This window comes from Brevundimonas sp. (assembly GCF_035998205.1).
Lineage (GTDB): Bacteria > Pseudomonadota > Alphaproteobacteria > Caulobacterales > Caulobacteraceae > Brevundimonas.
Genome location: NZ_DASYHT010000004.1, coordinates 829,264 through 851,684, shown reverse-complemented (window position 1 = coordinate 851,684; position 22,421 = coordinate 829,264). Strand labels below are relative to the sequence as shown.

The following is a 22,421-nucleotide window of genomic DNA, read 5'->3' as shown; positions in this document are numbered from 1 at the left end:
CTCAGCCGGCGGCGTTGCGGTGTCGCCGGCGCACCATCAGCTCGACGGCGGTGATCGCCACGGCGGCCGAAGCCAGCTGGGCCGCGAGGGCGCTGACCGGCAGCTCACGGCCGGTCTGCAGCGCCTCGCCGGCGGGGATCATCAGGATCAGCAGCAGATTGTTGCCGAAGTGCAGGCCGGTGGCGAACTCGATGCCGCCGAGCCGCAGCGTGGCCCAGCCCCAGGTCAGGCCCATGATCACCCGCATGGCGAAGGCGACGGGGTCCGGGTCGCCGTGGACGGCCGAGAACAGGATCGCGGCCAGCACCAGCGCCGGCAGGGCGCGCCGGAACCAGGCGGCCAGCAGCTGCAGCAGCACGCCGCGGAAGATCGCCTCCTCGCCCAGCGCCACCAGCGCCATTCCCGCCACGGCCGCGCCGAGATAGGCCAGGTCGCCCTGCAGCAGCGGAATGGGGCCGGCGTCCGCGCCGAAGCCGGTATCCTGACCGGTGACGAGCGCGATCAGGGCCGCGACGCCGACCGCCGCCACGACCACCGGAATCGCCACAGCGATCCCGGCCAGCAGGTGCAGGCCGCGGAACCCCTGCGGCCACAGGAAGCTGGCGAACGGCCGGCGGAAGGCGAGGCGGGCCGACACCAGCACCATGGCCCCGAGGCCCGCCAGCATGCCGCCGACGACCAGCAGGGCGACGGGCGAGTCCAGCGTCTGGATGGCCTCCAGCGACTCCGGCGACACGCCGAGGACAAGACCGGCGACGGTCAGCCCGATGAAGGCCACGACCGCCACGAGCAGGAAGATACCCCCGCAGCCGGCGGCGCGCGCTAGATTGCGGTCGGAATCGCGCAGCGGCGACAGGAACGGGAAGGCCTGATGGGTCATCACCGGACCTTGCCGGGTCGGGCGCGCCAAGAGCAAGGATCACGATGCGAATCGTCAGCGGAAGCCTGAAGGGCCGGGCCATCGCCACGCCGGAGGGGCAGGGGACCCGGCCGACCAGCGACCGGGCCCGGCAGGCCATCTTCAACGTGCTGGAACATGCGCCCTGGGCCGAAGGTCTGCAGGAGGCGCGGGTGATCGACCTCTACGCCGGGTCCGGGGCCCTGGGCTTCGAGGCGCTGAGCCGCGGCGCAGCCTTCTGCCTGTTTGTCGAGACCGACGACGGGGCGCGCGGGGCCATCCGCGAGAACATGGACGCCTACGGCCTGTTCGGCCGCTGCCGCGTGCACCGGCGCAGCGCCACCGACCTGGGGCCGCGCCCCGGCTCGGCCGGCGAGGCCTTCACCCTCGCCTTCCTCGACCCGCCCTACCGGCAGGGGCTGGGCGAGCAGACCCTCGCCCGGCTGCTGGAAGGCGGCTGGCTGGCCCCGGGCGCGCTGGTGGTGTTCGAGCGCGGCTCGGACGAGCCCGAGATCGACACGCCGGGCTACGACCGCCTCGACGCCCGCGACTATGGCGCGGCGCGGGTGCTGTTCCTTAAGGTCACGCCCTAGCTCTTCAGCGCCCGCCCGGCGACCACGGCCGAGGCGCCGAAGCGGGCGCGCAGGGCGTCGATGGCGGTTTCGGCCTTGAGCGCCCGCGCCTCCGCGGTGTCGAACAGCCCCGACGGCGCGTCTTCGGCGTCGATCAGGTCGGCCATGCCGACGCCGATCAGGCGATAGGGCCGGCCCAGCTCCGGCCCCAGCAGTTCACGCGCGGCGGCGAACAGGCCGCGCGCCGTCTGCACCGGTTCCGGCAGGGTGCGGCGGCGGGTGACGATGCGGAAGTCGGTGCGTCTGAGCTTGAGCTGCACCGTCCGCGACGCCAGTCCCGAGCGCCGCGCCTTGGCCGCCAGCTTCTCGCACAGGGGCCAGAGCTCGGCCTCGAGCGCCTCGCGGTCGGCGAGGTCGGCGTTGAAGGTGGTCTCGGCGCTCATGCCGCGCCGGTCCTGCTCGGGATTGACCGCCCGGGCGTCGCGGCCGTGGGCCAGCTCCGACAGGCGCAGACCCCATTCGCCATAGCGCTTCGCCAGATCCCGCGGCTCGGCCGCGGCCAGCTGACCCACGGTATCGAAGCCGTCGCTGCGCAGGGCGCGGGCGAAGACCGGCCCGACACCGGGCAGGATCGAGACGGGCCGCGGGGCGAGGAAGCCTTCAGCCTCAGCCGCCCCGATCACCGAAAAGCCGCGCGGCTTGTCCAGCTCCGAGGCCACCTTGGCGAGGAAGCGGTTGGGGGCGAGGCCGATCGAGACAGTCAGGCCGATCTCGCGCTCGATGCGCTGCTGCAGCCGAACCAGCTGCAGCGCCGGCGGCCCGCCGTTGAGCCGCTCGGTGCCGGACAGGTCGGCCCAGGCCTCGTCCAGCGACAGGGGCTGCACCAGCGGCGTCAATTCGCCCAGCGCCCCGAGGATGCGGCGGCTCTCGGCGGTGTACTTCGCAAAGTCCGGCTTGAGCACCACCGCGTCGGGACAGGCCTTCAGCGCCTTGAACATCGGCTGGGCCGAGCCGACGCCGTACAGGCGGGCGATGTAGCAGGCGGTGGTGACGACGCCGCGGCGGCCGCCGCCGACGATCACCGGTTTGTCCCGCAGTTCCGGCCGGTCGCGCTTCTCCACCGAGGCGTAGAAGGCGTCGCAGTCCATGTGGGCGATGCCGAGTGTGCCGAGCTCGTCGTGGCCCAGCAGCCGGGGCGAGCCGCAGGCCGGGCAGCGGCGCGGCTCGGGCGCCTGCTCCGCCTGCCACAGACATTCGCGACAAAGGGCCTTCATGGGAGGGCTTTCCAGCGCGCCGGGTCCGACTTCACGTCAACTTAAAGAATGTCGGGGCACTGTGCCCTGCGAAAACAGATGGGGGCCCGCGGGGTCGGTCGACAGGCCGGCGTCGCGGCAACGTCCGGGTGATGATGTCGAAGAAGGTCCTCATCGTCGAGGATAACGAGCTGAACATGAAGCTTTTTCATGATCTGCTCGATTCCCAGGGGTACGAGACCCTGCAGACCCGCGAAGGGTTGCAGGCGCTTGCCCTGGCGCGCCAGCACCGGCCCGACCTGATCCTCATGGACATCCAGCTGCCCGAGATCTCCGGCCTTGAGGTCACCCGCTGGCTCAAGGAAGACGAGGAGCTGGCCCACATCCCGGTCGTCGCCGTCACGGCCTTCGCCATGAAGGGCGACGAGGAGCGGATCCGTCAGGGCGGCTGCGAGGCCTACATCTCCAAGCCGATCTCCATCAGCGCCTTCCTCGACACGGTCCGCAGGCATCTGGGGTAGGTCATGACCGCGCGTATCCTTGTGGTCGATGACGTGCCGGCGAACATCCGCCTGCTCGAGGCGAAGCTGACGTTCGAGTACTATGACGTCCTGACCGCCCCCGACGGGCCCACGGCGCTTGAGGTCGCGGCCCGGGACGCGCCGGACATCATCCTGCTCGACGTCATGATGCCGGGCATGGACGGGTACGAGGTGTGCCGGCGGCTCAAGGCCAACGCCGACACCCGCCACATCCCCATCATCATGGTGACGGCGCTCGACGGGCGCGAGGAACGCATTCGCGGGCTGGACGCCGGGGCGGACGACTTCATCACCAAGCCCATCGACGACGTCATCCTGATGGCGCGGGTGCGCTCGCTGGCCCGGCTCAAGCTGGTCACCGACGAGCTGCGGGAGCGCGAGGAGAGCGGACGCCGCCTCGGTCTGATCGAGGGGGTGGGGCGGCTGCGCGCCTCCGGCGGCCGGATCATCGTGGTCGATGACGACGCCGCGCGCGCCGGGCGGCTCATGGCCGGCCTCGCCGACGAGCACCGGGTCAGCCACGAGGGCGACCCCGCCGCCGCGCTCGCGGCCAGTCGGGGCCGCGTCGATCTGCTGATCATCAACGCCGCGGCGGACTCCTTCGATGGCCTGCGCCTCGCCGCCCAGGTCCGCTCCCAGGAGGGGTCGCGCAACCTGCCGATCCTCGCCATCGTCAATCCGGGAGACCGGGGTCGCATGGTTCGGGCGCTGGAGATCGGCGTCAACGACCTGCTGCCGCGCCCGGTCGACCCGGAGGAGCTGTCCGCCCGGGTCCGCACCCAGGTGAAGCGCAAGCGCTATGCCGACTTCCTCCGCGAGAAGCTGGATTTCAGCCTCGAGATGGCGGTCACTGACGCCCTCACAGGGCTGCATAACCGCCGCTACATGGCGAACCAGCTGCAGGCCCTGATCGGGCGGGCCAACCATGGCGGCGAGCCCGTGGCCGTCCTGCTGCTGGACATCGATCACTTCAAGGGCGTCAACGACCTGTTCGGCCACGACGCCGGCGACGAGGTGCTGCGCGAGTTCGGCGTGCGTCTGGCCACCAATGTCCGGGCCGTGGACCTGCCGTGCCGCATGGGCGGCGAGGAGTTCGTGGTGGTGATGCCGGGGACGCGGCTCGAGGATGCCCAGCGCATCGCCGAACGCATCCGCATCAATGTCGAGGTCGCCCCGTTCCGCATCCTCGGCGGCCAGGAAAGCCTGCCGGTGACCGTCTCGATCGGCGTGGCCGCCACGCGCGGCAACGAGGAGACTCCCGAAAGCCTGCTCAAGCGCGCCGATGACGGGGTCTATGAGGCCAAGTCCAGCGGCCGCAACCGGGTCATCGCCCGCGCCGCCTGACCGGCAGGGTAGTCCGCAACGCAAAACGCCCGGCCAAGGCCGGGCGTGAGCTGCAGATCAGCAGGCGCGCCGCGGGCGGCGCGACATCCGCTTACTTGATCTTGCCTTCCTTGAACTCGACGTGCTTGCGCACGACCGGGTCGTACTTCTTCACGACCATTTTCTCGGTCATGGTGCGGGCGTTCTTCTTGGTGACGTAGAAGAAGCCGGTGTCGGCGGTCGAATTCAGACGGATCTTGATGGAAGCCGGTTTGGCCATCGGACATACCTCTGCGACGGCCTGAAGCCGCGGAAATGGGAGGCGCGGAACATACTCAGGCCGGCCGCGAAGTCAACGGCCCGCTGCAGGGGGTGGCTCCGGTCCCGTTTCGGGGTCAGGATGTCGCCCATGTCCCGATCCTTCGCCCCGGCTGCCCTCGCCCTCGTCCTCGCGCTCGGCCTGCCGGCCTGCGCCAGCACGCCTGTCGCTGACACGCCCCAGGATGTCTTCCTCGCCCGCCTGAACGCCCTGTGCGGCCAGCGCTTCGAGGGGCGGGTCGTGACCACCGATCCGGCGGACGACGACTTCCGCAACAGCCGCCTCGTCATGCATGTGCGCGACTGCGCGGCTGACGAGGTCGGCATTCCCTTCGCCGTGGGCGAGGATCGCTCGCGGCGGTGGGTCATCACGCGCACGGAAACGGGACTGCGGCTGAAGCACGACCACCGTGATCCGCAAGGCGAGATCCACGGCTGGCACATGTATGGCGGCGACACGGTCGCCCCGGGCACGGCCGAGCGCCAGAGCTTCCCCGTCGACGCCGAATCGATCGCCATGTTCCGCGACGGCGGGGCCGAGGCCTCGACCACCAACGTCTGGTCCGTGGATGTGCGCCCGGGCGACATCTTCGCCTACGAGCTGCGCCGGCCGTCGGGGCGCTTCCTGCGGGTCGAGTTCGACCTGACGCGGCCGCTGGCGGACTGATCAGTCGTAGTCGACGGCGTGGCGGCCGTGCCGCCAGCGCACGAAGGGCAGGGGGCGAGGTCCCCCTTCCAGCCGCTCGGCCACCTCGCCCAGCACGAAGCGGGTGATCGCCGGCAGGTCGAGGGCGCGGGCCTCGGGCAGGGGCAACCAGGCGACCTCGTCCAGCTCGCCCGAGGCGGCGCCGTGAGCCAGAAGCGCCTTGCCGTCCGCCATGAAGAACCGCGCGTCGAAGCGGCGCGTCCGGCCGGGCGGGGTGATGGCGCGCGCCACATAGGTGAGGGCGGCGAGGTCGGGCAGGGCGCCAGACTGGCGGAAGGCCCGCCATGGACCGGCGACCGAGGCCGGCGGCGCCGATCGGCCCAGGATCAGCCCGGTCTCCTCGAAGGTCTCACGGATCGCCGCCAGGGCGAGCGCGCGGGCCCGTCGCGGCGGCGCCTCGCGCTCCAGTCGGGCAGCGACCTCTGCCGGCAGATCGGTGGCCGACGCCGCGCCGAAGTCGGCCCGTTCGATCCGGCCGCCCGGGAACACCCACTTGGAGGCCATGAACACATGGCCCGGGGCGCGGCGGCCCATCAGCACTTCGGGGGCGCCGCGCGCCTGCCGCACGAGGATCAGCGTGGCGGCGTCCTTCGGGCGCAGCCGCTGGCCCGTGGCCGGGGCGTCGGCCAGATCCTGCCGGGCGTCGAAGGGCGTGGGGGCGCGCATCACGGTCCACCTAGTCCTTGACGCCGCCGCCGGTCCACCCCTGAGTCCGCGACCATGAGCCCGTTGCCGTCTGCCCGCCCCCTGCCGCGCCTGCGTGGCGTCGACCGCGCCCGTTTCGAGGCCGAGATCGCGCCCGCGGGCCGGCCGGTGGTGCTGGAGGGGCTGGCGGCCGACTGGCCAGCGGTGGCGGCCGGGCGCACGCCCTCCGGCCTGCGCGACTATCTGGCGGGCCTCGACGCCGGGCGGCCGGTGCAGGTGTTCCGCGCGGCCCCGGAGGTCGAGGGCCGCTACAGCTATTCGCCGGACCTCAAGGGACGCAACCACGCGCCCGGCCAGATGGGGCTGACCGCGCTGCTGGACGAGATCCTCGCGCTCGCCGATCAGCCGCGTCCGGCGTCCGTCTACGCCGGCGGCGTTCCGGCCCCGCTTTGCCTGCCAGGGCTGGCCGAGGCCAATCCCCTGCCGCTGCTCGATCCGGCGCGGGAGCGCCTGACCTCGCTGTGGGTTGGCAACCGCTCGACCACGGCGACGCACTGGGACCTGCCGCAGAACCTCGCCTGCGTCATCGCCGGGCGGCGGCGCTTCGTGCTGTTCCCCACGACACAGGTGGCCAACCTCTATGTCGGCCCGCTGGACTTCACCCTCGCCGGGCAGCCGATCAGCCTGGTCGATGTCGATGCGCCCGACCTCGAGCGCTTCCCCCGCTTCGCCGAGGCCTGGGCCGAGGCCGAGGTGGCGGAGCTGAACCCCGGCGACGCCATCTATGTGCCCAGCCTGTGGTTCCACAATGTGCGGTCGCTGGATCCCGTGGGGGCGATGGTGAACTTCTGGTGGCGCGACGGGCCGGACTGGCTGACGACGCCCATGTTCACCCTGTTCCACGCCCTGCTGACGCTGCGCGACCTGCCGTCGCGGGAGCGCGAGGCCTGGCGGGTCTTCTTCGACCACTACATCTTCCAGACCGGCGGCGAGCCGATGGCGCACATCCCGGAGGACGCCCGCGGCCTGTTCGGGCCGATGACGCCGGAGGTTCTCGCCCGCCTGAAGGCGATGCTGGCGCGGCCGCTCACCCGCTAGGCGGACGTAGAGGCCGTCTTTCAGGCGCGCTTCTTGGCGTGGGCTGCGGCGGCCTCGCGCGGGAGCACCTGCACGAAGCGCTTGAGCGACTCCGGCCAGCTCTCCAGCAGGCGACGGGCCAGCGGCGAGCCGGTTTCGCGCGCATGGCGCTCCACAAGCGCCCTGAGTCGCGCCCCGGCCTCGCCGTGCACCGGCACGGCCATGACGCCCTCGGCGTTGAGGTGCGCCTCCAGGTCCGGCTGGTCCTGCAGGATGAAGGCCTCGCCGCCGGACATGCCGGCCCCGAAGTTCCAGCCCACCCGGCCGAGCACCACCACGGCCCCGCCAGTCATGTACTCGCAGCCATGGGCCCCGACGCCCTCGACGACGGCCACGGCCCCGGAGTTGCGCACGGCGAAGCGCTCACCGGCCACGCCCGCCGCCAGCAGGGCGCCGGAGGTGGCGCCGTAGAGGGCGGTATTGCCGACGATGGCCTGACCGGGCCGCCAGGTGGTCGGCCGGATGATCAGGTGCGCGCCCGACAGGCCCTTGCCGACATAGTCGTTGGCTTCGCCATCCAGTTCGATGCGCAGGCCCTTCATGCCCCAGGCGGCCATCGACTGGCCGGCCGAGCCGCGCAGGGCGAGGGTCAGCTGGCCGTCGGGCAGGCGATCGCCGAAGCGGCGCACGATGTGCGACGAGGTGCGGGTGCCGATCGCGCGCTGGGTGTTCCGCACCGAGTAGGTCAGCTGCATCTTCTCGCCCCGCTCCAGCAGCGGCGCGGCGTCGCGCACGATCAGGGCGTCTAGCGTGTCGGGCACCGGATTGCGCGCCGTCTCCGGCCCGCGTTGCGGGTTCAGCTGGCCGCTGACCCGCACCAGCAGCGGATTGAGGTCGAGATCATCCAGATGCGACGAGCCGCGCGACACCTGCCGCAGCAGGTCCGTCCGGCCGACCGCCTCGTCCAGCGACCGCAGGCCCAGCGAGGCCAGCACCTCGCGGGTCTCCTCGGCGATGAAGGTGAACAGGTTGACGACCTTGTCCGGGGTGCCGGTGAACAGGGCGCGCAGCCGCTCGTCCTGGACGCAGACGCCCACCGGACAGGTGTTCGAGTGGCACTGGCGGACCATCAGGCAGCCGACCGCAATCAGGCTGGCGGTGCCGATGCCGTACTCCTCGGCTCCGAGCAGGGCGGCGATGACCACGTCGCGGCCGGTGCGGATGCCGCCGTCGGTGCGCAGCCGCACATGGTTGCGCAGGCCGTTCAGGCTGAGCACCTGGTGCGCCTCCGCCAGCCCCATTTCCCACGGCATGCCGGCGTGCTTGATCGAGCCCATGGCCGAGGCCCCGGTGCCGCCGTTGTGGCCGGAGATCAGGATCACGTCGGCCTTGGCCTTGGCCACGCCGGCGGCGACCGCGCCGATGCCGGAGGAGGCGACCAGCTTGACCGTCACCCGGGCGTCCGGATTGATCTGCTTCAGGTCATAGATGAGCTGGGCCAGGTCCTCGATCGAATAGATGTCGTGGTGCGGCGGCGGGCTGATCAGGCCGACGCCGGGCGTGGCGTGGCGCATCCGGGCGATGAACTCGGTGACCTTGAAGCCCGGCAGCTGGCCGCCTTCGCCGGGCTTGGCCCCCTGCGCCACCTTGATCTCGATCTCGCGGCACTGGTTCAGATACTCGGCGGTGACGCCGAAGCGGCCCGAGGCGACCTGCTTGACCGCGCTGTTCGGGTTGTCGCCGTTCGGCCGGGTGACATAGCGCTCGGGGTCCTCGCCGCCCTCGCCGGAGACCGAGCGGGCCCCGATGCGGTTCATGGCGATGTTGAGCGTCTCGTGCGCCTCGGGGCTCAGGGCGCCGAGGCTCATGCCCGGGGTGACGAAGCGCTTGCGCACCTCGTTAACGCTCTCGACCTCGTCGATCTGCACCGTCTGGGCGGGCTCGCGAAAGTCCAGCAGGTCGCGCAGGAAGGTCGCCGGCTGTTCCCGAACCCGGCGAGAATAGGCCTTGAAGCGCTTGTAATCGTTGCGGGTCGTGGCGTCCTGCAGCCGGTGGATGGTCTCCGCGTCCCAGGCGTGGCTTTCCTGACCGGCGCGGATGCGGTGGGCCCCGCCGATCGGCAGGCGCACTCGGTCGCCGTCATGGGCGCGCGCGTTCTGGCGCACCGCCTTCTGCTCCAGCCCGGGCAGGCCGATGCCCGAGATGCGGGAGGTCATGCCGGGGAAGAACTCGGCGGCCAGGGACCGCGACAGGCCCAGCGCCTCGAACTCATAGCCGCCGCGGTAGGCGGAGATGACCGAGATGCCCTTCTTGGCGAGGATCTTCATCAGACCCGCCTCGATGGCGCGCTTGTAGTTCAGGCACACGTCGCGCAGCGTCAGGCCGGGATACCGGCCGGCCTCGAGCCGCGCCTGGAAGGTCTCCTGCGCCAGCCAGGCGTTCACCGCCGTGGCGCCGCAGCCGACCATCACCGCGAAGCCGTGGGAGTCGAGCGTCTCGGAGGTGCGGACCACCAGCGAAACGAAGGAGCGCAGCCCCTCCTCGACGAGCCGCGAGTGCACCGCCGCGACGGCGAGGATCATCGGGATCATCGGCCGGTCGGGGCCAGTATGCTCGTCGGTCAGAACCAGCAGGGCGGCCCCGCCGCGTGCCTGGTCCGAGGCCTCGCTGCGGATCCGTTCCAGCGCCGCGGCGAGCGCCGCACCCGACGGGGCGTCGGCTGAGGGCGCGTCGAAGGTGCAGTCGATCACGCCCGTCGCGCCGGCCCCGACCTGGTCCAGCATGCGTTCGTACATGCCGGTGGTCAGCACCGGGCTGTCGAGCACGAACACCCGCGTCTGGGTCTCGTCCTGGGCCAGGATGTTGCCGAGGTTCTTGAAGCGCGTCTTGAGGCTCATCGCCCCCGCCTCGCGCAGGGAGTCGATCGGCGGGTTGGTGACCTGGGCGAAGGCCTGGCGGAAGTAGTGGCTGAACGGCCGGTCGATCTCGGACAGCACGGTCGGCGGGGCGTCGTCGCCCATGGAGCCGACGGCCTCCTTGCCGGAGCCCGCCATGGGGTCGAGCAGGGCCTCGATGTCTTCGTCGGTCCAGCTGACCGCCAGCTGGGCGCGCACCAGCGCCTCGCCGGACAGGCGGCGTGGCTCGTCGCCGGGACCGACGCGGTTCTCCAGCTCGACCATGTTGCCGAGCCATTCGCGGTAGGGGTGGTCCTCGGCCAGCCGGTCCACCAGCTCGGCCTCGTCGTAGAAGCGGCCGGATTCCAGATCGACGGCGACCATGCGGCCGGGGCCGATGTGCAGGCGTTGTTCGATGCGGTCCTCGGCCACGCCGGTCATGCCGGCCTCCGAGCCGCAGATCAGCAGGCCATCCGTGGTCCGCGCGAGGCGCAGGGGGCGAAGGCCGTTGCGGTCCTTGCCGGCGACGACCCAGCGGCCATCAGTGGCGCACACGGCGGCCGGGCCGTCCCACGGCTCCATCACCGCATTGCAGTACTCGTACAACGCCTGGTGTTCGGGCTTCATCACCCCCTCGACGCGCGCCTCGGGGATCAGGAGGGCCTTGACCATGGGGGCCGGACGACCCGCGTGAACCAGCACCTCGAAGACGTTGTCCAGCGCGGCCGAGTCCGAGCCCGAAGCCTGGATCACCGGCTTCACCGCCGCCTGGTCGTCGCCGAAGGCGTCTGCGGCCATGCGGATCTCGTGGCTCTTCATCCAGTTGGCGTTGCCGCGCAGCGTGTTGATCTCGCCGTTGTGCGCCAGCATCCGGAACGGCTGGGCCAGCCGCCACTCGGGGAAGGTGTTGGTCGAGTAGCGCTGGTGGAACAGGGCCACATTGGCGGTGACCCGCGGGTCCAGCAGGTCCGGGTAGTAGTCGTCCAGCGCCTCGGCCAGCATCATGCCCTTGTAGATGACCGAGCGGGCCGACAGGGAGCAGATGTAGAAGTCCGACAGCCCCTTGGCCTGGGCGCGCTTCTCGATGCGACGGCGCACCAGATAGAGCTGACGCTCCAGCGCCTCGCCCGTCAGGCCCTCGGGGGCGGCCAGCATGACCTGTTCGACCTCGGGCCGGGTCGCCGCGGCGCGGGCCCCCAGCGCCTCGATCCGGTGGGGCACCTGGCGCCAGCCGTAGAGGTAGAATCCGGCCTTCAGCACCTCGCCTTCGACGATGGTCCGGGCGCGCTCCTGGGCCCCGAGATCGAGGCGCGGCAGGAACACCATGCCGACACACAGGGGCGTATCGCGCGGCTCGTGGCCGGTGTCGCGCACCTGGGCGGCGAAAAAGGCCTGGGGCAGCCCGATCAGGATGCCGGCGCCGTCGCCCGAGCGGCCGTCGGCGTCCACGGCGCCGCGGTGGAAGATGGCCTTCAGCGCCTTGAGGGCCAGCTCGACGACGTCGCGGCGCGGCTGACCGTCGATGGCCGCCACGAGGCCAACGCCGCAGGCGTCGTGCTCCGACGCCGGGTCGTAGGCGTGGGCGTCGGCCAGCGCCTGACGCGCGGCGCGGTAGACGGCCGGATCGAAATCCTGGTCCGAGGGACAGGCGACCACAGGCGGGGCGGGGAGGCGGGTCATGCCGCGGCCCTTTCAGACAGACGGGACTCCAACCAGGCGTCGATTTCGGCGGCGGCGTCCTGACCGTCCCGGACGGCCCAGACCACCAGCGAGGCGCCGCGAACAATGTCGCCGGCGGCGAATACGCCCTCCAGCGTCGTCGCCTTGGTGCGCCGCGCCGTGCGCACCGTGCCCCATTCGGTCACAGCAAGGTCGGGCGTTTCGAACAGGGTCGGCAGGTCTTCCGGCTCGAAGCCGAGCGCCTCGATGACGAGATCGGCCGGGACCTCGAAGTCGCCGCCCGCGACCTCCTCGACGGTCCAGCGACCTTCAGCGTCCTGGCTGGCCAGGGCCATCCGGGCCGCACGCACGCCGGTGACGCCATCAGCGCCGCCGAGGATCGCCCGTGGGGCGGCCAGCCACTCGAAACGGACGCCCTCTTCCTCGGCGTTGCCGACTTCGCGGGCGCTGCCGGGCATGTTGGCGCGATCCCGCCGGTAGAGGCAGATGACCGAGGTGGCGCCCTGGCGGATGGCGGTCCGCACGCAGTCCATGGCGGTGTCGCCGCCGCCGATGACCACCACGCGCTTGCCGGCGGCGTTGAGCTGGCCGTCGTCGAAGGCCGGAACCTCGTCGCCGAAGCCCTTGCGGTTGGACGCGATCAGATAGTCGAGCGCCGGGATCACGCCGCGCGAGCCGCAGCCCGGGGCGGTCAGCCGCCGCGCCTGATAGACGCCGGTGGCGACCAGCACGGCGTCGTGGGCCGTCCGCAGGTCTTCGAACGACAGGTCGCGGCCGATTTCGACGCCCAGCCGGAAGGTGACGCCGCCGTCCACAAGGCGATCCACGCGCCGCATCACCACAGGCTTCTCCAGCTTGAAGCCGGGGATCCCGTAGGTCAGCAGGCCGCCCGCGCGGTCGTGGCGGTCGTACACGGTCACGGCATAGCCGGCGGAGCGCAGCCGGTCGGCGGCGGCCAGGCCCGCGGGGCCGGCGCCGATGATCCCCACGGACTGCCCCCGCTCGACGCGGGGGCGCACGGGCGTAACCCAGCCGTTCTCGAAGGCCATATCGCCCAGCCAGCGCTCGACCGAACCGATGGTGACCGTCTCCCAGCCGGACCGCTCGAGCGTGCAGGCGCCTTCGCAAAGGCGATCCTGCGGGCAGACGCGGCCGCAGATCTCGGGCATGGCGCTGGTCGCCTCGGCCTGGGCCCAAGCCTCCTCGGGGCGCCCCTCGGCGGCGAGGCGGAGCCAGTCGGGAATGTTGTTCTCGAGCGGACAGGCCGACTGGCAGAAGGGCACGCCGCACTGGGCGCAGCGGCTCGACTGGTCGCGCGCCGCCGGATCGGCAAACCCCGCGTAGATTTCAGCAAAGTTCTCCACGCGCGCGTCCGCGAGCGCTTTGGCCGGCGCGGCGTGCGGCACGATGACGAACTTCTGGTTGGCGTCGGCCATGGCGGCGCCCCCTCTTCTGACCACAGATAAAACGCGGGACGAAGACCTTAGGCCCTTCGCAGGCGCGGCGCAACAAACTTGCGTCCTGGGTGGCGCGACGAGCGACATACGCATGAAAAATGCGCGTAAGACGCATCGGCCCCTTGCGCGTCGTGAAAATGCGGTAAACATTTCGCATCTGCGAGATAGCAAGGGGGATACTGGCATGTCGCAAATCCTGAATCGTCTACCGGGCGCGCTTGCGCTCTGTTTCTTGACCCTGGCCCTGTTCTGGGTCGGGGGCGCGTTTGCGCAGGAGCCGGCCCCGCCGCCGGCGGCCGAGGTTGCGGCGGAGGCTGCGCCGGCCGAACCGGCTGTGGCCGAGGAGGCTGCGCCGGTGGCCGAGGCGGTCGCCGAGCCCGCGGCTGAGGCGCCGGCGCTGCTCGCGCACCAGGCGGTCGCGGAGATCGACGGCGCGGCCAGCTCGTGGATCCTGACCTCGACCGCGCTGGTGCTGCTGATGACGCTGCCGGGTCTGGCGCTGTTCTACGGCGGCATGGTGCGGCGCAAGAACGTGATCGCGACCATCACCCAGTCGCTGGGGGTGGCCTCGGTCGTGACGCTTTGCTGGTTCGCCGTGGGCTACAGCCTGTCGTTTGGCGTCGGCCAGCCGGCATTCGGGTTTTCGGGGGACGAGGTTCAGTCCGTCATTGGCGGCCTTGAGGCCGCGTTCCTCAATGGCGTGACCATGGAGACGGCCTATTCGGCGGCCCCGGGCCTGCCGGAGTTCCTCTGGATCGCCTTCCAGCTGACCTTCGCCATCATCACGCCCGCGCTGGTCACCGGCGCCTTCGCCGAGCGCATCAAGTACTCGGCGCTGCTGCTGTTTACGGCGCTCTGGACCATCTTCGTCTATGCGCCGATCTGCCACTGGGTCTGGGGCGGCGGTTTCCTCGGCGCGGCCGGAGTGCTCGATTTCGCCGGCGGCGCCGTGGTGCACGTCAATTCGGGCGTCGCCGGGCTGGTCTGCGCCATCTTCCTCGGGGCCCGCAAGGGCTATGGCCAGTCGCCGATCGTGGCCCACAACCCGGTGCTGACGATGATCGGCGCCTCGCTGCTGCTGGTCGGCTGGATCGGCTTCAACGCCGGTTCGGCGTGGGCGGCGGATGCGCTCGCCGGCGTCGCGCTACTCAACACCCTGCTGGCCGCCATGGCCGCGTCCCTGACCTGGAAGATCGTCGAGGTCATCGAGAAGCGGAAGCCGTCGCTGATCGGCGTGCTGTCCGGTCTGGTGGCCGGTCTGGTCGCCATCACCCCGGCTGCCGGTTTCGTCGATCCCAAGGGCGCGGTGATCATCGGCGCGGCGGCGGGGCCGTTCTGCTACGCGGCCTCGGTGTGGATCAAGAAGCTGCTCCGCTACGACGACAGCCTCGACGCCTTCGGCATCCACGGGGCCGGCGGCCTGCTGGGCGCCCTGCTGACCGGGGTGTTCGCCTCGACGGCCATCAACGGTCTGTCGGAAGGCGCCAATATCGCCAACCAGGCCATGGGTCTCGCCTTCACCGTCGCCTGGAGCGCGGTGGCCACCTTCGTGATCCTGCTGATCTGCAAGTTCACCACTGGCCTGCGCGTGACCGAGGCCCAGGAAGAAGAGGGCCTCGACTCGCACCTGCATGGCGAGGCGCTCGACCACGTCTGATCGAATTGTCGCCGGCGTCCGCCCGAGGGCGCCGGCGGCTCCACCTGTCCGCGGCCCGACCGGGGGCGGATCTCTCAGAGGGGATTGAATCATGAAGTTCATCAAGTCCGCGGCTTTCGCCGCGACCGCCGCTGCGGCGGTGCTGGCCGCCGGCGCCGCCTCGGCCCAGGATCCGGAAGTGGCGTTCAACATCGGGGTCACCTCCGACTACGTCTTCCGCGGCTTCAGCCAGACCGACGAGGGCGTCGCGTTCCAGGGCGGTGTCGACGCGACCCTTGGGTCCTTCTATGTCGGCGCCTGGGCGTCCAACGTCGAGTTCGGCGATGACACGGACGGCGAGATCGACCTTTACGGCGGCTACCGCACCGAAGCCGCCGGCTACGCCCTCGACTTCGGCATCGTCGGCTACTTCTATCCGGGTGAGCCTGGCGCGGCCGACTACACCTACTACGAGCTCAAGGCGGCCGCCTCGCGGGCCGTGGGGCCGGCGACGATCGGCGCGGTGGTGTTCTACTCGCCCGACTTCTTCGGGACTGCGGACGAGGAAGCCGTCTACTACGAGGGCAACATCGCCTTCGCCGTGTCCGACAAGTGGTCGGTGTCCGCCGCCCTCGGCCACCAGGCCCTCGATGTGTCGGACGACTACACCACCTGGAACATCGGCGCCGGCTACGCCCTCACCGACGAGGCCGTGCTCGATTTCCGCTACCACGACACCGACGTGGATACCCCGCTCAGCGAGGACCGGTTTGTCGCCAGCCTCAAGATCGGGTTCTGATCCGTTGCTTTCCGCAACGTGATCTTGGCGCCGTCCGGCGGCCGGGTTAGGCCTTCCGTCCCAACTTCCTCCCAAGGAGAGACGCGAATGGCCGACCTGGCTTCCGTGACTGACCACATCCGCAGCGCCGTCGGCGACAGCTCCGGCCTCGGCAAGACCGTGAAGCTCGACCTCGGCGACGCCGGCAAGATCTTCATCGACGGCGCCTCGTCGCCGAACACGGTCACCAACGAGGACAAGCCGGCGGACGCCACGGTGCGGATCAGCTGGGACGACTTCATCGCCCTGTCCGAGGGCAAGCTCGATCCGATGATGGCCTTCATGCAGGGCAAGCTGAAGATCGACGGCGACATGATGATCGCCCAGAAGCTCGCTCCGCTGCTGAAGCGCTGAGCCTTGGTCACACAGTAATCTTGCGAGCGGCGCGGTCCCCCGGGGCCGCGCCGTTTTGCGTCGAGGAGGACGCCCCATGCATTTCCAGCCCAGCGAACGCGCCGAGCACTGGCGCGAGCGGGTTTCCCGCTTTCTGAATGAGCGGGTCATTCCGGCCGAGGAGACCTATCGTGCCGAGGTGGCCGAGGCCCCGCGCCGGCAGCCGCCGACCATGGAGCGGCTCAAGGCCGAGGCCCGGGAGGCGGGCCTTTGGAACATGTTCCTGCCGGGAGAGCATGGCGCCGGCCTGACCAATCTCGAGTACGCGCCTCTGGCCGAGCTGATGGGCCGGCATCTGTGGTCCGCCGAGGTGTTCAACTGCAACGCCCCCGACACCGGCAATATGGAAGTCCTCCATATGTACGGGAACGCAGACCAGCAGGCGCGCTGGCTCAAGCCGCTGATGGCGGGCGAGATCCGCTCGGCCTTCCTGATGACCGAGCCGGGCGTGGCCAGCTCCGACGCCACCAACATCGAGACCCGGATCGAGCGCGACGGCGATCACTACGTCATCAACGGGCGCAAGTGGTGGTCGACCAACATGGCCCACCCGAACGTCGCCGTGACCATCGTCATGGGCAAGACCGACCCGGGCGCCGCGACCCACCAGCAGCAGAGCCAGATCATCGTGCCCGTCGACACGCCCGGCTTCCGTGTCGAGCGGATGCTCAAGGTGTTCGGCTATGACGAACTGCCGATCGGCCACGCCGAGGTCGTGCTCGAAAACGTTCGGGTGCCGGTCGAGAACCTGATCGCCGGCGAGGGGCGGGGCTTCGAGATCGCCCAGGGGCGCCTCGGGCCGGGCCGCATCCATCACTGCATGCGGGTTATCGGCTGCGCGGAGCGGGCGCTGGAGTTGATGTGCGAGCGCCTCCTCAGCCGCACGGCCTTCCGCAAGGCCATTGCCGAGCACTCGGTGTGGGAGCAGCGCGTCGCCGAGGCGCGCATCAACATCGAGATGTGCCGCCTGCTGGTGCTCAAGGCGGCCTGGATGATGGACGAGGTCGGGGCCAAGGGCGCCAAGTCCGAGATTGCCCAGATCAAGGTCGCCGCGCCGCGCATGGCGCTGCAAGTGATCGACGACGCCATCCAGGCGTTCGGCGGCGCGGGAGTCTCGCCCGACACGCCGCTGGCCGAGCTCTATGCCACGGTCCGCACCCTGCGCATCGCCGACGGGCCGGACGAGGTGCACAACCGCACCATCGCCCGGCTGGAGTACGCGAAACACGGCGGCCGCCCGGTCCGCTGAACAAGGCAGGGCGTCTTGTCGCAGAAGACGCCCTGACCCTTTCTCGGAAGCTGTCCGTCTCCCCAAATGGCGGGGAGGAGACAGCCGATGCCCCGCAAGCCGCCCCGCAAGGATGTTGACCGCGCTGTCCGCGACGCCTTCTCCAGCGTCGAGGCGCAACCGGTTCCGGAGCGGCTGACGCGGCTCGTCGAGACCCTGCCGGGCGAGCTCCCGCCGATCCGCCGCTGGGACGTCTGAGGATCAGGCGCCCCCGGGCCTCGGCATGTCCAGCGCCCGCGCGAGACGGTTCCGGGCGCGGTTGACGCGGCTCTTGATCGTGCCGAGGGCGCAGCCCGAGATTTCCGCCGCTTCCTCGTAGGACAGGCCCGCGGCGCCCACCATTACGATCGCCTCCCGGTGATCGGGCGGCAGCTGGTCCAGCGCCGCCTTCAGCGACGTCAGCTCGCAGCGCCATTCCTGGTTCGGCGCCGCGGTCAGGGTTTCGGCGAAGTGCCCGTCTTCATCGGGGATCTCGCGCTTGCGTTTGCCGACCGTGGTGTACCAGGTGTTGCGCAGGATCGTGAAAAGCCAGGCTCGAAGATTGGTGCCCGGCGTGAACTTGTCGCGGTTCCCCCACGCCTTGATGAGCGTTTCCTGCACCAGGTCATCCGCGTCGGCGCCATTGCGGGCCAGGGACCAGGCGAAGGCGCGCAGCGAGGGCAGCAGCGCCAGCATGCCGTCACGCCACTCCCGCTCGCTCATCCGCGGCGGGCGCCCGGGCTGGGGGCGAACGGGGGGCTCAGGCAGGGATCCATACATGGCGACTCGCGGGAACAGGGACGGGACCGGATGGCCTGCAAACGCCAACGTGGCCCCCGACCGGCCGTTCCTAAATCCGGCCGCCGACACAGGGCGGCGACAGAGGACGGCGACACAGGGCGGCGAGGCGGTTCGGGGAGTGGTTCCGGTCCGGGAACATGAAACCCGACGGCCCCCCGCGCGTATGGTGCTAGGGTGACAGCAAGGCTGTCGCATGGGGGTATGTCGACGATGCACGCTGCGAAGATCCGGGTTCTCGCCCGGCCGGAGGCCCGCCGTTATGATGAGGTGCGGGCCGTCATGCCCGGACTTGCGCGCGGCCTGTCCGACGAAGACCTCTCCGCCCAGGCGATGGCGGACGCCAGTCCCGGCAAATGGCACCTCGGCCATACCAGCTGGTTCTTCGAGGCCATGATCCTCTCGCGCGATCCCGGCTACCTGCCGGTGGACCCGCAGCTGCAGACCATCTTCAACTCCTACTATGACTCGGTCGGCCATCGGGTGGCCCGAGGCTCCCGGGGACTCGTCACCCGGCCCGGCGTGGCCGAGGTTCTGGCCTACCGGGACGAGATCGACGCCCGCATGCGCGCCTGGTTGCAGGACGGTCCGGGCTCGCCGCTCGAGGCTTATCTGTTCGAGCTGGGGCTGCATCACGACCAGCAGCACCAGGAACTGTTCCTGTCGGACCTGCTTGCGCTGATGGCGGCCTCGCCGCTGGACCCGGCAGCCTACGCCCGGGAACCGCGTCTGGCGAAGCCGGCTGCCCCGTCGACGCCGGGCGGCTGGACGGCCCTGGCCGGCGGGCAGGTCGAGATCGGCGCCGCAGCGGGCGCGGGCTTTGCGTTCGACAACGAGGGGCCGCGGCACCCCGTCTGGCTCCAGCCCTTCGAGCTGGCGCATGACCTCGTCACCAACGGCGACTGGCTCGGCTTCATCGAGGACGGCGGGTACGGGCGCGTCGAGCTCTGGCTGGCGGACGGCTGGGCGGCGGTTCAGGCCAATGGCTGGAATGCGCCCCAGTACTGGCGCGACGAGGGCGATGGCGACTGGAGCGTCATGACCCTGGCCGGACGCCGGCCGGTGGATCCGGCGGCTCCCGTGCGCCATGTGAGCTTCTACGAGGCGGACGCCTTTGCCCGCTGGGCCGGGGCCCGTCTGCCGACCGAGGCGGAATGGGAACATGCGGCCACCGCCTCGCCGGCAGGGCTGTCAGGCCTGTTCGGCGAGGTGTGGCAATGGACCGGCTCGGCCTATGCGCCCTATCCGGGGTTCCGGCCGACGCCCGGCACGGCCTCGGAGTACAATGGCAAGTTCATGGCCAACCAGATGGTGCTGCGCGGCTCGGCCTTCGCCACGCCGGACAGCCACGCCCGCGCCAGCTACCGGAACTTCTATTACCCGCACCAGCGCTGGGCCTTCAGCGGCGTCCGGCTGGCCCGGGACGCCGGCGCCGAAGCCCGCCGCTTCGCCCACGACATGGGTGCGGGGCTGACCCGACGGCCCCGGCAGGTCTCGCCGAAGTGGTTCTACGACGCCGTTGGCTCCGAGCTGTTCGAGCAGATCACCGACCTGCCGGAATACTATCCGACCCGTCAGGAACTCGGACTGCTGCGGCAGACCGCGAAGGATCTCGCGGCCGATTTCGGTCCGGGGGCGGTGCTGGTCGAATACGGTTCCGGGGCGAGTGAAAAGACGCGTCTTCTGCTGGATGCAGCGCCGGATCTGGCCGCCTATGTGCCGATCGACATCAGTCCTGCGGCGCTGGACGGCGCCGCCGCCAGGCTGGCGGACGCCTATCCCGGGCTGAAGGTGCTGCCCCTCGAGGCCGATTTCCTGTCGGCGGTGCAGCTCCCGACAGGTACGCCCCGCGGCCGTCGGATCGGCTTCTTCCCGGGCTCGACCATCGGCAATCTGGCGCCGGGCGAGCAACGCCGGTTCCTCGCCGCGGCCCGACGTCTGCTGGGGGACGACGCCCTGTTCGTGCTCGGGGTAGACCTGATCAAGGATGAGGCGACCCTCGTCGCCGCCTACGACGATGCGGCGGGCGTCACCGCGGCCTTCAATCGCAACCTCGTGGCCCGGATGCAGCGGGATCTCGGCGCGGCGGTTTCGCCGGACGACTTTGATCACCGTGCCGTGTGGAACGCCGACCTGCGACGGATCGAGATGCACCTGGTGGCCCGGCGTCCTCTGCGCTTCCTCGCCGGCGACGCCGAGGTGGTGTTCGCGGCGGGGGAGTCGGTTCACACCGAGAGCGCGCACAAGTTCGACCGGGCCATGGTCGAGGCGCTCGCGGCCCGCAGCGGCTGGCGGCTGGAGGCGTTTCACCAGAGTCCCGCGCCCGCGGTCGCGCTCGCGCTGCTGTCGGCCGCCTGACGTCCGGCGCAGAGAAAAGGCGCAGCGGCGAAACCGCTGCGCCTCGTCGTCGCGTGGAGCCGGCTGACCTTAGCCGCCGGTGGCGGGACGTTCGCCGTCAGGCCGATTGCGGCCGCCGTGGGAAGCTTCGCCGCCCTTTCGGCCCGCCTGGGCAGCGAGGTTGCGGTCCTGCGAGAAGCTGCGCTTCTCGCTGGGAACGCTGGCCCCGCCCTTGCGAGCAATCTCGCGTTGGCGCTCGGGGTCCATCGAAGCGAAGCCTCGCTTGGAGACGCCGGAAGCGCGGGGCGTTGAGCTGTCGGCCATTCGTGGCTCCTTCCGTGGATGGATGTGATCTTCAGCAAACCCCCCGAAACGGCCGCGGTTCCGCAACGCACAGGGTTCGGTGAAGGACGCCTCAAGCCGCGCCGAACGGTTCAGCCGGGGTCCTGCGGCGACCGGATGGGCGACGTCGGCGCCGGTGTCGGCGGCGGGGACTCGTCCGGGACCGCCGGCGCGTCCACCCCGGGCAGGTCGATGCCCGGCGGACCGGTTTCCGGCTCGGGCAGGGGCGGGGCGAAGGGGTCTGTGTGGGTCATGGGAATGTCTCCTTGCCGATAGGGAACGGCCGGACGCTCCGTCGTGTTCACCCCGGGACACCCGAGAGGAGACCTTCCGATGACTGACCCGACCCCCCGCGACCACGACGCCCTCGCGGCGCCCGCCGACAGCCCGATGTCCGGGCCGGGCTTCGCGCCTGGCGTCGACCTTGACTCCGTGGCCCCGCCGACCCGTTCGCCCTCGCTCAGGCAAAGCGTGCGCGAGGACCTGCGCAAGGGGCGGGCCTGGGCTGACGGGCGGGTCCAGGCCACGCGCGAGCACATCCGCGAGGCCCCGACCCGGGCGCTGGCCTACGGCCTCGGGGCCGGCCTGATCGTCGGGTTGATGCTGCGGCGCTAGGCGCGGGACGCCAGGACGCGGTCGGCGACGAAGGCATTGTCGCGCCGCTCCTGGCCGAAGGTCGAGACCGGCCCGTGGCCGGGCACGAAGGTCACGTCGTCCCCGAGCGGCCAAAGCTTCTCGACGATCGAGCGGATCAGCGCCTGCGGGTCGCTCTGCGGGAAGTCGGTCCGGCCGACCGAGCCGCGAAACAGGACGTCGCCGACCTGGGCGAAGCGCGCCTCGGCGCAATGGAAGATGACATGGCCCGGGGTGTGGCCCGGGGTGTGAAACACCTGCCAGCGGGTCTGGCCGAGCGTCAGCGTGTCGCCATCGGCCAGCCAGCGCGTCGGGGTGAAGCCTCGGGCTTCCGGCACGCCATACATCTGTCCCTGGGCGGCGATGCCGTCGATCCAGAACTGGTCGGCCCGGTGCGGGCCGATGATCTCCACCCCGGTCTTCTCCTGCATCTCGGCCGCGCCGCCGGCGTGGTCAAGGTGGCCGTGGGTGATCCAGATGGCCTCGACGGTCAGGCCGCGGCGGGCGACCTCGCCGAGCACGGCGTCAACCGAACCGCCCGGGTCGATCACGGCGCAGCGTTGCGTCGTCGTGCACCAGACGACGGTGCAGTTCTGCTGGAGCGGCGTGACCGGCGTGACGAAGACGCCGAGGGGGGCAGGGGAGGCGGTCATGCCTCTCCGTTAGCCCCTGACGCGCCGGGACGGAACCTCGCGTTGACCTTCGCGGCTGTTCTCGACATAAGGGCGGGCTTCGAGGCGCCGCTCCCTGACGGGGGCGGCCCTTGTGTTTCCTGCAATCCGCGCGCCGCCGTCCAGGCCGCCCCAGAGCGT

The 22,421-nt window shown here is 70.8% G+C and carries 22 protein-coding genes; 12 read left to right on the top strand and 10 right to left on the bottom strand.

Features of this window, described 5'->3' with window-relative positions; genetic code table 11:
* Window position 1 precedes the first annotated feature (1 nt).
* Window positions 2–880, bottom strand: a complete 879-nt coding sequence (locus VGN74_RS07030; RefSeq protein WP_327446635.1) for a type II CAAX endopeptidase family protein — start codon at window positions 878–880, stop codon at window positions 2–4.
* Window positions 881–924: 44 nt separating this feature from the next.
* Here VGN74_RS07030 and rsmD point away from each other — a divergent pair, with 44 nt between their 5' ends.
* Complete coding sequence (rsmD, locus tag VGN74_RS07025) at window positions 925–1,491, top strand: 16S rRNA (guanine(966)-N(2))-methyltransferase RsmD (RefSeq protein WP_327446634.1); 567 nt, start codon at window positions 925–927, stop codon at window positions 1,489–1,491.
* Here rsmD and VGN74_RS07020 read toward each other — a convergent pair.
* Window positions 1,488–2,744, bottom strand: coding sequence for a DNA polymerase IV (locus VGN74_RS07020; RefSeq protein WP_327446633.1), 1,257 nt, complete (start codon window positions 2,742–2,744; stop codon window positions 1,488–1,490). The two genes, rsmD and VGN74_RS07020, sit on opposite strands and share 4 nt — an antisense overlap.
* A 131-nt stretch (window positions 2,745–2,875) precedes the next feature.
* On the opposite strand from VGN74_RS07020, the gene VGN74_RS07015 reads away from it, so the two are divergent.
* A complete protein-coding gene (locus tag VGN74_RS07015; protein ID WP_327446632.1) occupies window positions 2,876–3,244 on the top strand; it encodes a response regulator in 369 nt (122 codons plus the stop codon).
* A 3-nt stretch (window positions 3,245–3,247) separates the two neighbouring features.
* Window positions 3,248–4,609: a PleD family two-component system response regulator gene (locus VGN74_RS07010; protein WP_327446631.1), complete on the top strand. Its 1,362-nt coding sequence runs from the start codon at window positions 3,248–3,250 to the stop codon at window positions 4,607–4,609.
* Window positions 4,610–4,700: 91 nt separating this feature from the next.
* Here the strand turns inward: VGN74_RS07010 and rpmG are convergent, their stop codons facing one another.
* The gene (gene rpmG / locus VGN74_RS07005; RefSeq protein ID WP_003164451.1) at window positions 4,701–4,868 is read right to left on the bottom strand and encodes a 50S ribosomal protein L33; all 168 of its coding nucleotides are present in this window, start codon (window positions 4,866–4,868) and stop codon (window positions 4,701–4,703) included.
* 129 nt (window positions 4,869–4,997) lie between these two features.
* Between rpmG and VGN74_RS07000 the strand changes: the two genes are divergently transcribed.
* Window positions 4,998–5,573 carry a hypothetical protein gene (locus VGN74_RS07000; protein ID WP_327446630.1) on the top strand — a complete coding sequence of 192 codons (576 nt, stop codon included), beginning with the start codon at window positions 4,998–5,000 and terminating at the stop codon, window positions 5,571–5,573.
* Here VGN74_RS07000 and VGN74_RS06995 read toward each other — a convergent pair whose 3' ends face one another.
* Entirely contained in the window at window positions 5,574–6,278 is a 705-nt protein-coding gene (locus VGN74_RS06995; RefSeq protein ID WP_327446629.1) for an NUDIX hydrolase, read from the bottom strand. It abuts the gene before it with no gap.
* A 54-nt stretch (window positions 6,279–6,332) separates the two neighbouring features.
* Between VGN74_RS06995 and VGN74_RS06990 the strand changes: the two genes are divergently transcribed.
* The gene (locus VGN74_RS06990) at window positions 6,333–7,355 is read left to right on the top strand and encodes a cupin-like domain-containing protein (protein ID WP_327446628.1); all 1,023 of its coding nucleotides are present in this window, start codon (window positions 6,333–6,335) and stop codon (window positions 7,353–7,355) included.
* Between the two features lie 20 nt (window positions 7,356–7,375).
* Here the strand turns inward: VGN74_RS06990 and gltB are convergent, their stop codons facing one another.
* Window positions 7,376–11,908: a glutamate synthase large subunit gene (gltB, locus tag VGN74_RS06985; RefSeq protein WP_327446627.1), complete on the bottom strand. Its 4,533-nt coding sequence runs from the start codon at window positions 11,906–11,908 to the stop codon at window positions 7,376–7,378.
* A complete protein-coding gene (locus VGN74_RS06980) occupies window positions 11,905–13,344 on the bottom strand; it encodes an NAD(P)-dependent oxidoreductase (RefSeq protein ID WP_327446626.1) in 1,440 nt (479 codons plus the stop codon). The genes gltB and VGN74_RS06980 overlap by 4 nt, the downstream gene beginning before the upstream one ends.
* A gap of 205 nt (window positions 13,345–13,549) precedes the next feature.
* Between VGN74_RS06980 and VGN74_RS06975 the strand changes: the two genes are divergently transcribed.
* The 5 genes from VGN74_RS06975 to VGN74_RS06955 all read left to right on the top strand — a co-directional run bounded on the left by VGN74_RS06975 (window position 13,550) and on the right by VGN74_RS06955 (window position 17,718).
* Window positions 13,550–15,022 carry an ammonium transporter gene (locus VGN74_RS06975; protein ID WP_414643530.1) on the top strand — a complete coding sequence of 491 codons (1,473 nt, stop codon included), beginning with the start codon at window positions 13,550–13,552 and terminating at the stop codon, window positions 15,020–15,022.
* Between the two features lie 91 nt (window positions 15,023–15,113).
* Window positions 15,114–15,800: a TorF family putative porin gene (locus VGN74_RS06970; protein ID WP_327446625.1), complete on the top strand. Its 687-nt coding sequence runs from the start codon at window positions 15,114–15,116 to the stop codon at window positions 15,798–15,800.
* An 87-nt stretch (window positions 15,801–15,887) separates the two neighbouring features.
* On the top strand, window positions 15,888–16,193 hold the full coding sequence (locus VGN74_RS06965) for an SCP2 sterol-binding domain-containing protein (protein WP_327446624.1): 306 nt from the start codon (window positions 15,888–15,890) through the stop codon (window positions 16,191–16,193).
* Between the two features lie 76 nt (window positions 16,194–16,269).
* Window positions 16,270–17,481, top strand: coding sequence for an acyl-CoA dehydrogenase family protein (locus VGN74_RS06960; protein ID WP_327446623.1), 1,212 nt, complete (start codon window positions 16,270–16,272; stop codon window positions 17,479–17,481).
* 87 nt (window positions 17,482–17,568) lie between these two features.
* Window positions 17,569–17,718 (top strand): hypothetical protein, encoded by a 150-nt coding sequence (locus tag VGN74_RS06955; protein WP_327446622.1) that lies wholly within the window; start codon window positions 17,569–17,571, stop codon window positions 17,716–17,718.
* A 3-nt stretch (window positions 17,719–17,721) separates the two neighbouring features.
* Here VGN74_RS06955 and VGN74_RS06950 read toward each other — a convergent pair whose 3' ends face one another.
* Window positions 17,722–18,195 carry a sigma-70 family RNA polymerase sigma factor gene (locus VGN74_RS06950; RefSeq protein ID WP_327446621.1) on the bottom strand — a complete coding sequence of 158 codons (474 nt, stop codon included), beginning with the start codon at window positions 18,193–18,195 and terminating at the stop codon, window positions 17,722–17,724.
* Between the two features lie 315 nt (window positions 18,196–18,510).
* Between VGN74_RS06950 and egtB the strand changes: the two genes are divergently transcribed.
* Window positions 18,511–20,655, top strand: a complete 2,145-nt coding sequence (gene egtB, locus VGN74_RS06945) for an ergothioneine biosynthesis protein EgtB (RefSeq protein WP_327446620.1) — start codon at window positions 18,511–18,513, stop codon at window positions 20,653–20,655.
* Between the two features lie 69 nt (window positions 20,656–20,724).
* Here the strand turns inward: egtB and VGN74_RS06940 are convergent, their stop codons facing one another.
* Window positions 20,725–20,958 carry a general stress protein gene (locus tag VGN74_RS06940; RefSeq protein WP_327446619.1) on the bottom strand — a complete coding sequence of 78 codons (234 nt, stop codon included), beginning with the start codon at window positions 20,956–20,958 and terminating at the stop codon, window positions 20,725–20,727.
* A 110-nt stretch (window positions 20,959–21,068) separates the two neighbouring features.
* Window positions 21,069–21,230 (bottom strand): hypothetical protein, encoded by a 162-nt coding sequence (locus VGN74_RS06935; RefSeq protein WP_327446618.1) that lies wholly within the window; start codon window positions 21,228–21,230, stop codon window positions 21,069–21,071.
* Between the two features lie 79 nt (window positions 21,231–21,309).
* Here VGN74_RS06935 and VGN74_RS06930 point away from each other — a divergent pair, with 79 nt between their 5' ends.
* Complete coding sequence (locus VGN74_RS06930) at window positions 21,310–21,591, top strand: hypothetical protein (RefSeq protein ID WP_327446617.1); 282 nt, start codon at window positions 21,310–21,312, stop codon at window positions 21,589–21,591.
* Here the strand turns inward: VGN74_RS06930 and VGN74_RS06925 are convergent.
* Window positions 21,588–22,262, bottom strand: a complete 675-nt coding sequence (locus VGN74_RS06925; protein ID WP_327446616.1) for an MBL fold metallo-hydrolase — start codon at window positions 22,260–22,262, stop codon at window positions 21,588–21,590. The genes VGN74_RS06930 and VGN74_RS06925 overlap by 4 nt on opposite strands.
* Window positions 22,263–22,421: the final 159 nt, after the last annotated feature.

What these genes read in the sequence shown, in the direction of transcription:
- VGN74_RS07030 (WP_327446635.1), bottom strand. Translation starts at nt 880, where the DNA reads ATGACCCATCAGGCCTTCCCGTTCCTGTCGCCGCTGCGCGATTCCGAC.
- rsmD (WP_327446634.1), top strand. Translation starts at nt 925, where the DNA reads ATGCGAATCGTCAGCGGAAGCCTGAAGGGCCGGGCCATCGCCACGCCG.
- VGN74_RS07020 (WP_327446633.1), bottom strand. Translation starts at nt 2,744, where the DNA reads ATGAAGGCCCTTTGTCGCGAATGTCTGTGGCAGGCGGAGCAGGCGCCC.
- VGN74_RS07015 (WP_327446632.1), top strand. Translation starts at nt 2,876, where the DNA reads ATGATGTCGAAGAAGGTCCTCATCGTCGAGGATAACGAGCTGAACATG.
- VGN74_RS07010 (WP_327446631.1), top strand. Translation starts at nt 3,248, where the DNA reads ATGACCGCGCGTATCCTTGTGGTCGATGACGTGCCGGCGAACATCCGC.
- rpmG (WP_003164451.1), bottom strand. Translation starts at nt 4,868, where the DNA reads ATGGCCAAACCGGCTTCCATCAAGATCCGTCTGAATTCGACCGCCGAC.
- VGN74_RS07000 (WP_327446630.1), top strand. Translation starts at nt 4,998, where the DNA reads ATGTCCCGATCCTTCGCCCCGGCTGCCCTCGCCCTCGTCCTCGCGCTC.
- VGN74_RS06995 (WP_327446629.1), bottom strand. Translation starts at nt 6,278, where the DNA reads ATGCGCGCCCCCACGCCCTTCGACGCCCGGCAGGATCTGGCCGACGCC.
- VGN74_RS06990 (WP_327446628.1), top strand. Translation starts at nt 6,333, where the DNA reads ATGAGCCCGTTGCCGTCTGCCCGCCCCCTGCCGCGCCTGCGTGGCGTC.
- gltB (WP_327446627.1), bottom strand. Translation starts at nt 11,908, where the DNA reads ATGACCCGCCTCCCCGCCCCGCCTGTGGTCGCCTGTCCCTCGGACCAG.
- VGN74_RS06980 (WP_327446626.1), bottom strand. Translation starts at nt 13,344, where the DNA reads ATGGCCGACGCCAACCAGAAGTTCGTCATCGTGCCGCACGCCGCGCCG.
- VGN74_RS06975 (WP_414643530.1), top strand. Translation starts at nt 13,550, where the DNA reads ATGTCGCAAATCCTGAATCGTCTACCGGGCGCGCTTGCGCTCTGTTTC.
- VGN74_RS06970 (WP_327446625.1), top strand. Translation starts at nt 15,114, where the DNA reads ATGAAGTTCATCAAGTCCGCGGCTTTCGCCGCGACCGCCGCTGCGGCG.
- VGN74_RS06965 (WP_327446624.1), top strand. Translation starts at nt 15,888, where the DNA reads ATGGCCGACCTGGCTTCCGTGACTGACCACATCCGCAGCGCCGTCGGC.
- VGN74_RS06960 (WP_327446623.1), top strand. Translation starts at nt 16,270, where the DNA reads ATGCATTTCCAGCCCAGCGAACGCGCCGAGCACTGGCGCGAGCGGGTT.
- VGN74_RS06955 (WP_327446622.1), top strand. Translation starts at nt 17,569, where the DNA reads ATGCCCCGCAAGCCGCCCCGCAAGGATGTTGACCGCGCTGTCCGCGAC.
- VGN74_RS06950 (WP_327446621.1), bottom strand. Translation starts at nt 18,195, where the DNA reads ATGCTGGCGCTGCTGCCCTCGCTGCGCGCCTTCGCCTGGTCCCTGGCC.
- egtB (WP_327446620.1), top strand. Translation starts at nt 18,511, where the DNA reads ATGCACGCTGCGAAGATCCGGGTTCTCGCCCGGCCGGAGGCCCGCCGT.
- VGN74_RS06940 (WP_327446619.1), bottom strand. Translation starts at nt 20,958, where the DNA reads ATGGCCGACAGCTCAACGCCCCGCGCTTCCGGCGTCTCCAAGCGAGGC.
- VGN74_RS06935 (WP_327446618.1), bottom strand. Translation starts at nt 21,230, where the DNA reads ATGACCCACACAGACCCCTTCGCCCCGCCCCTGCCCGAGCCGGAAACC.
- VGN74_RS06930 (WP_327446617.1), top strand. Translation starts at nt 21,310, where the DNA reads ATGACTGACCCGACCCCCCGCGACCACGACGCCCTCGCGGCGCCCGCC.
- VGN74_RS06925 (WP_327446616.1), bottom strand. Translation starts at nt 22,262, where the DNA reads ATGACCGCCTCCCCTGCCCCCCTCGGCGTCTTCGTCACGCCGGTCACG.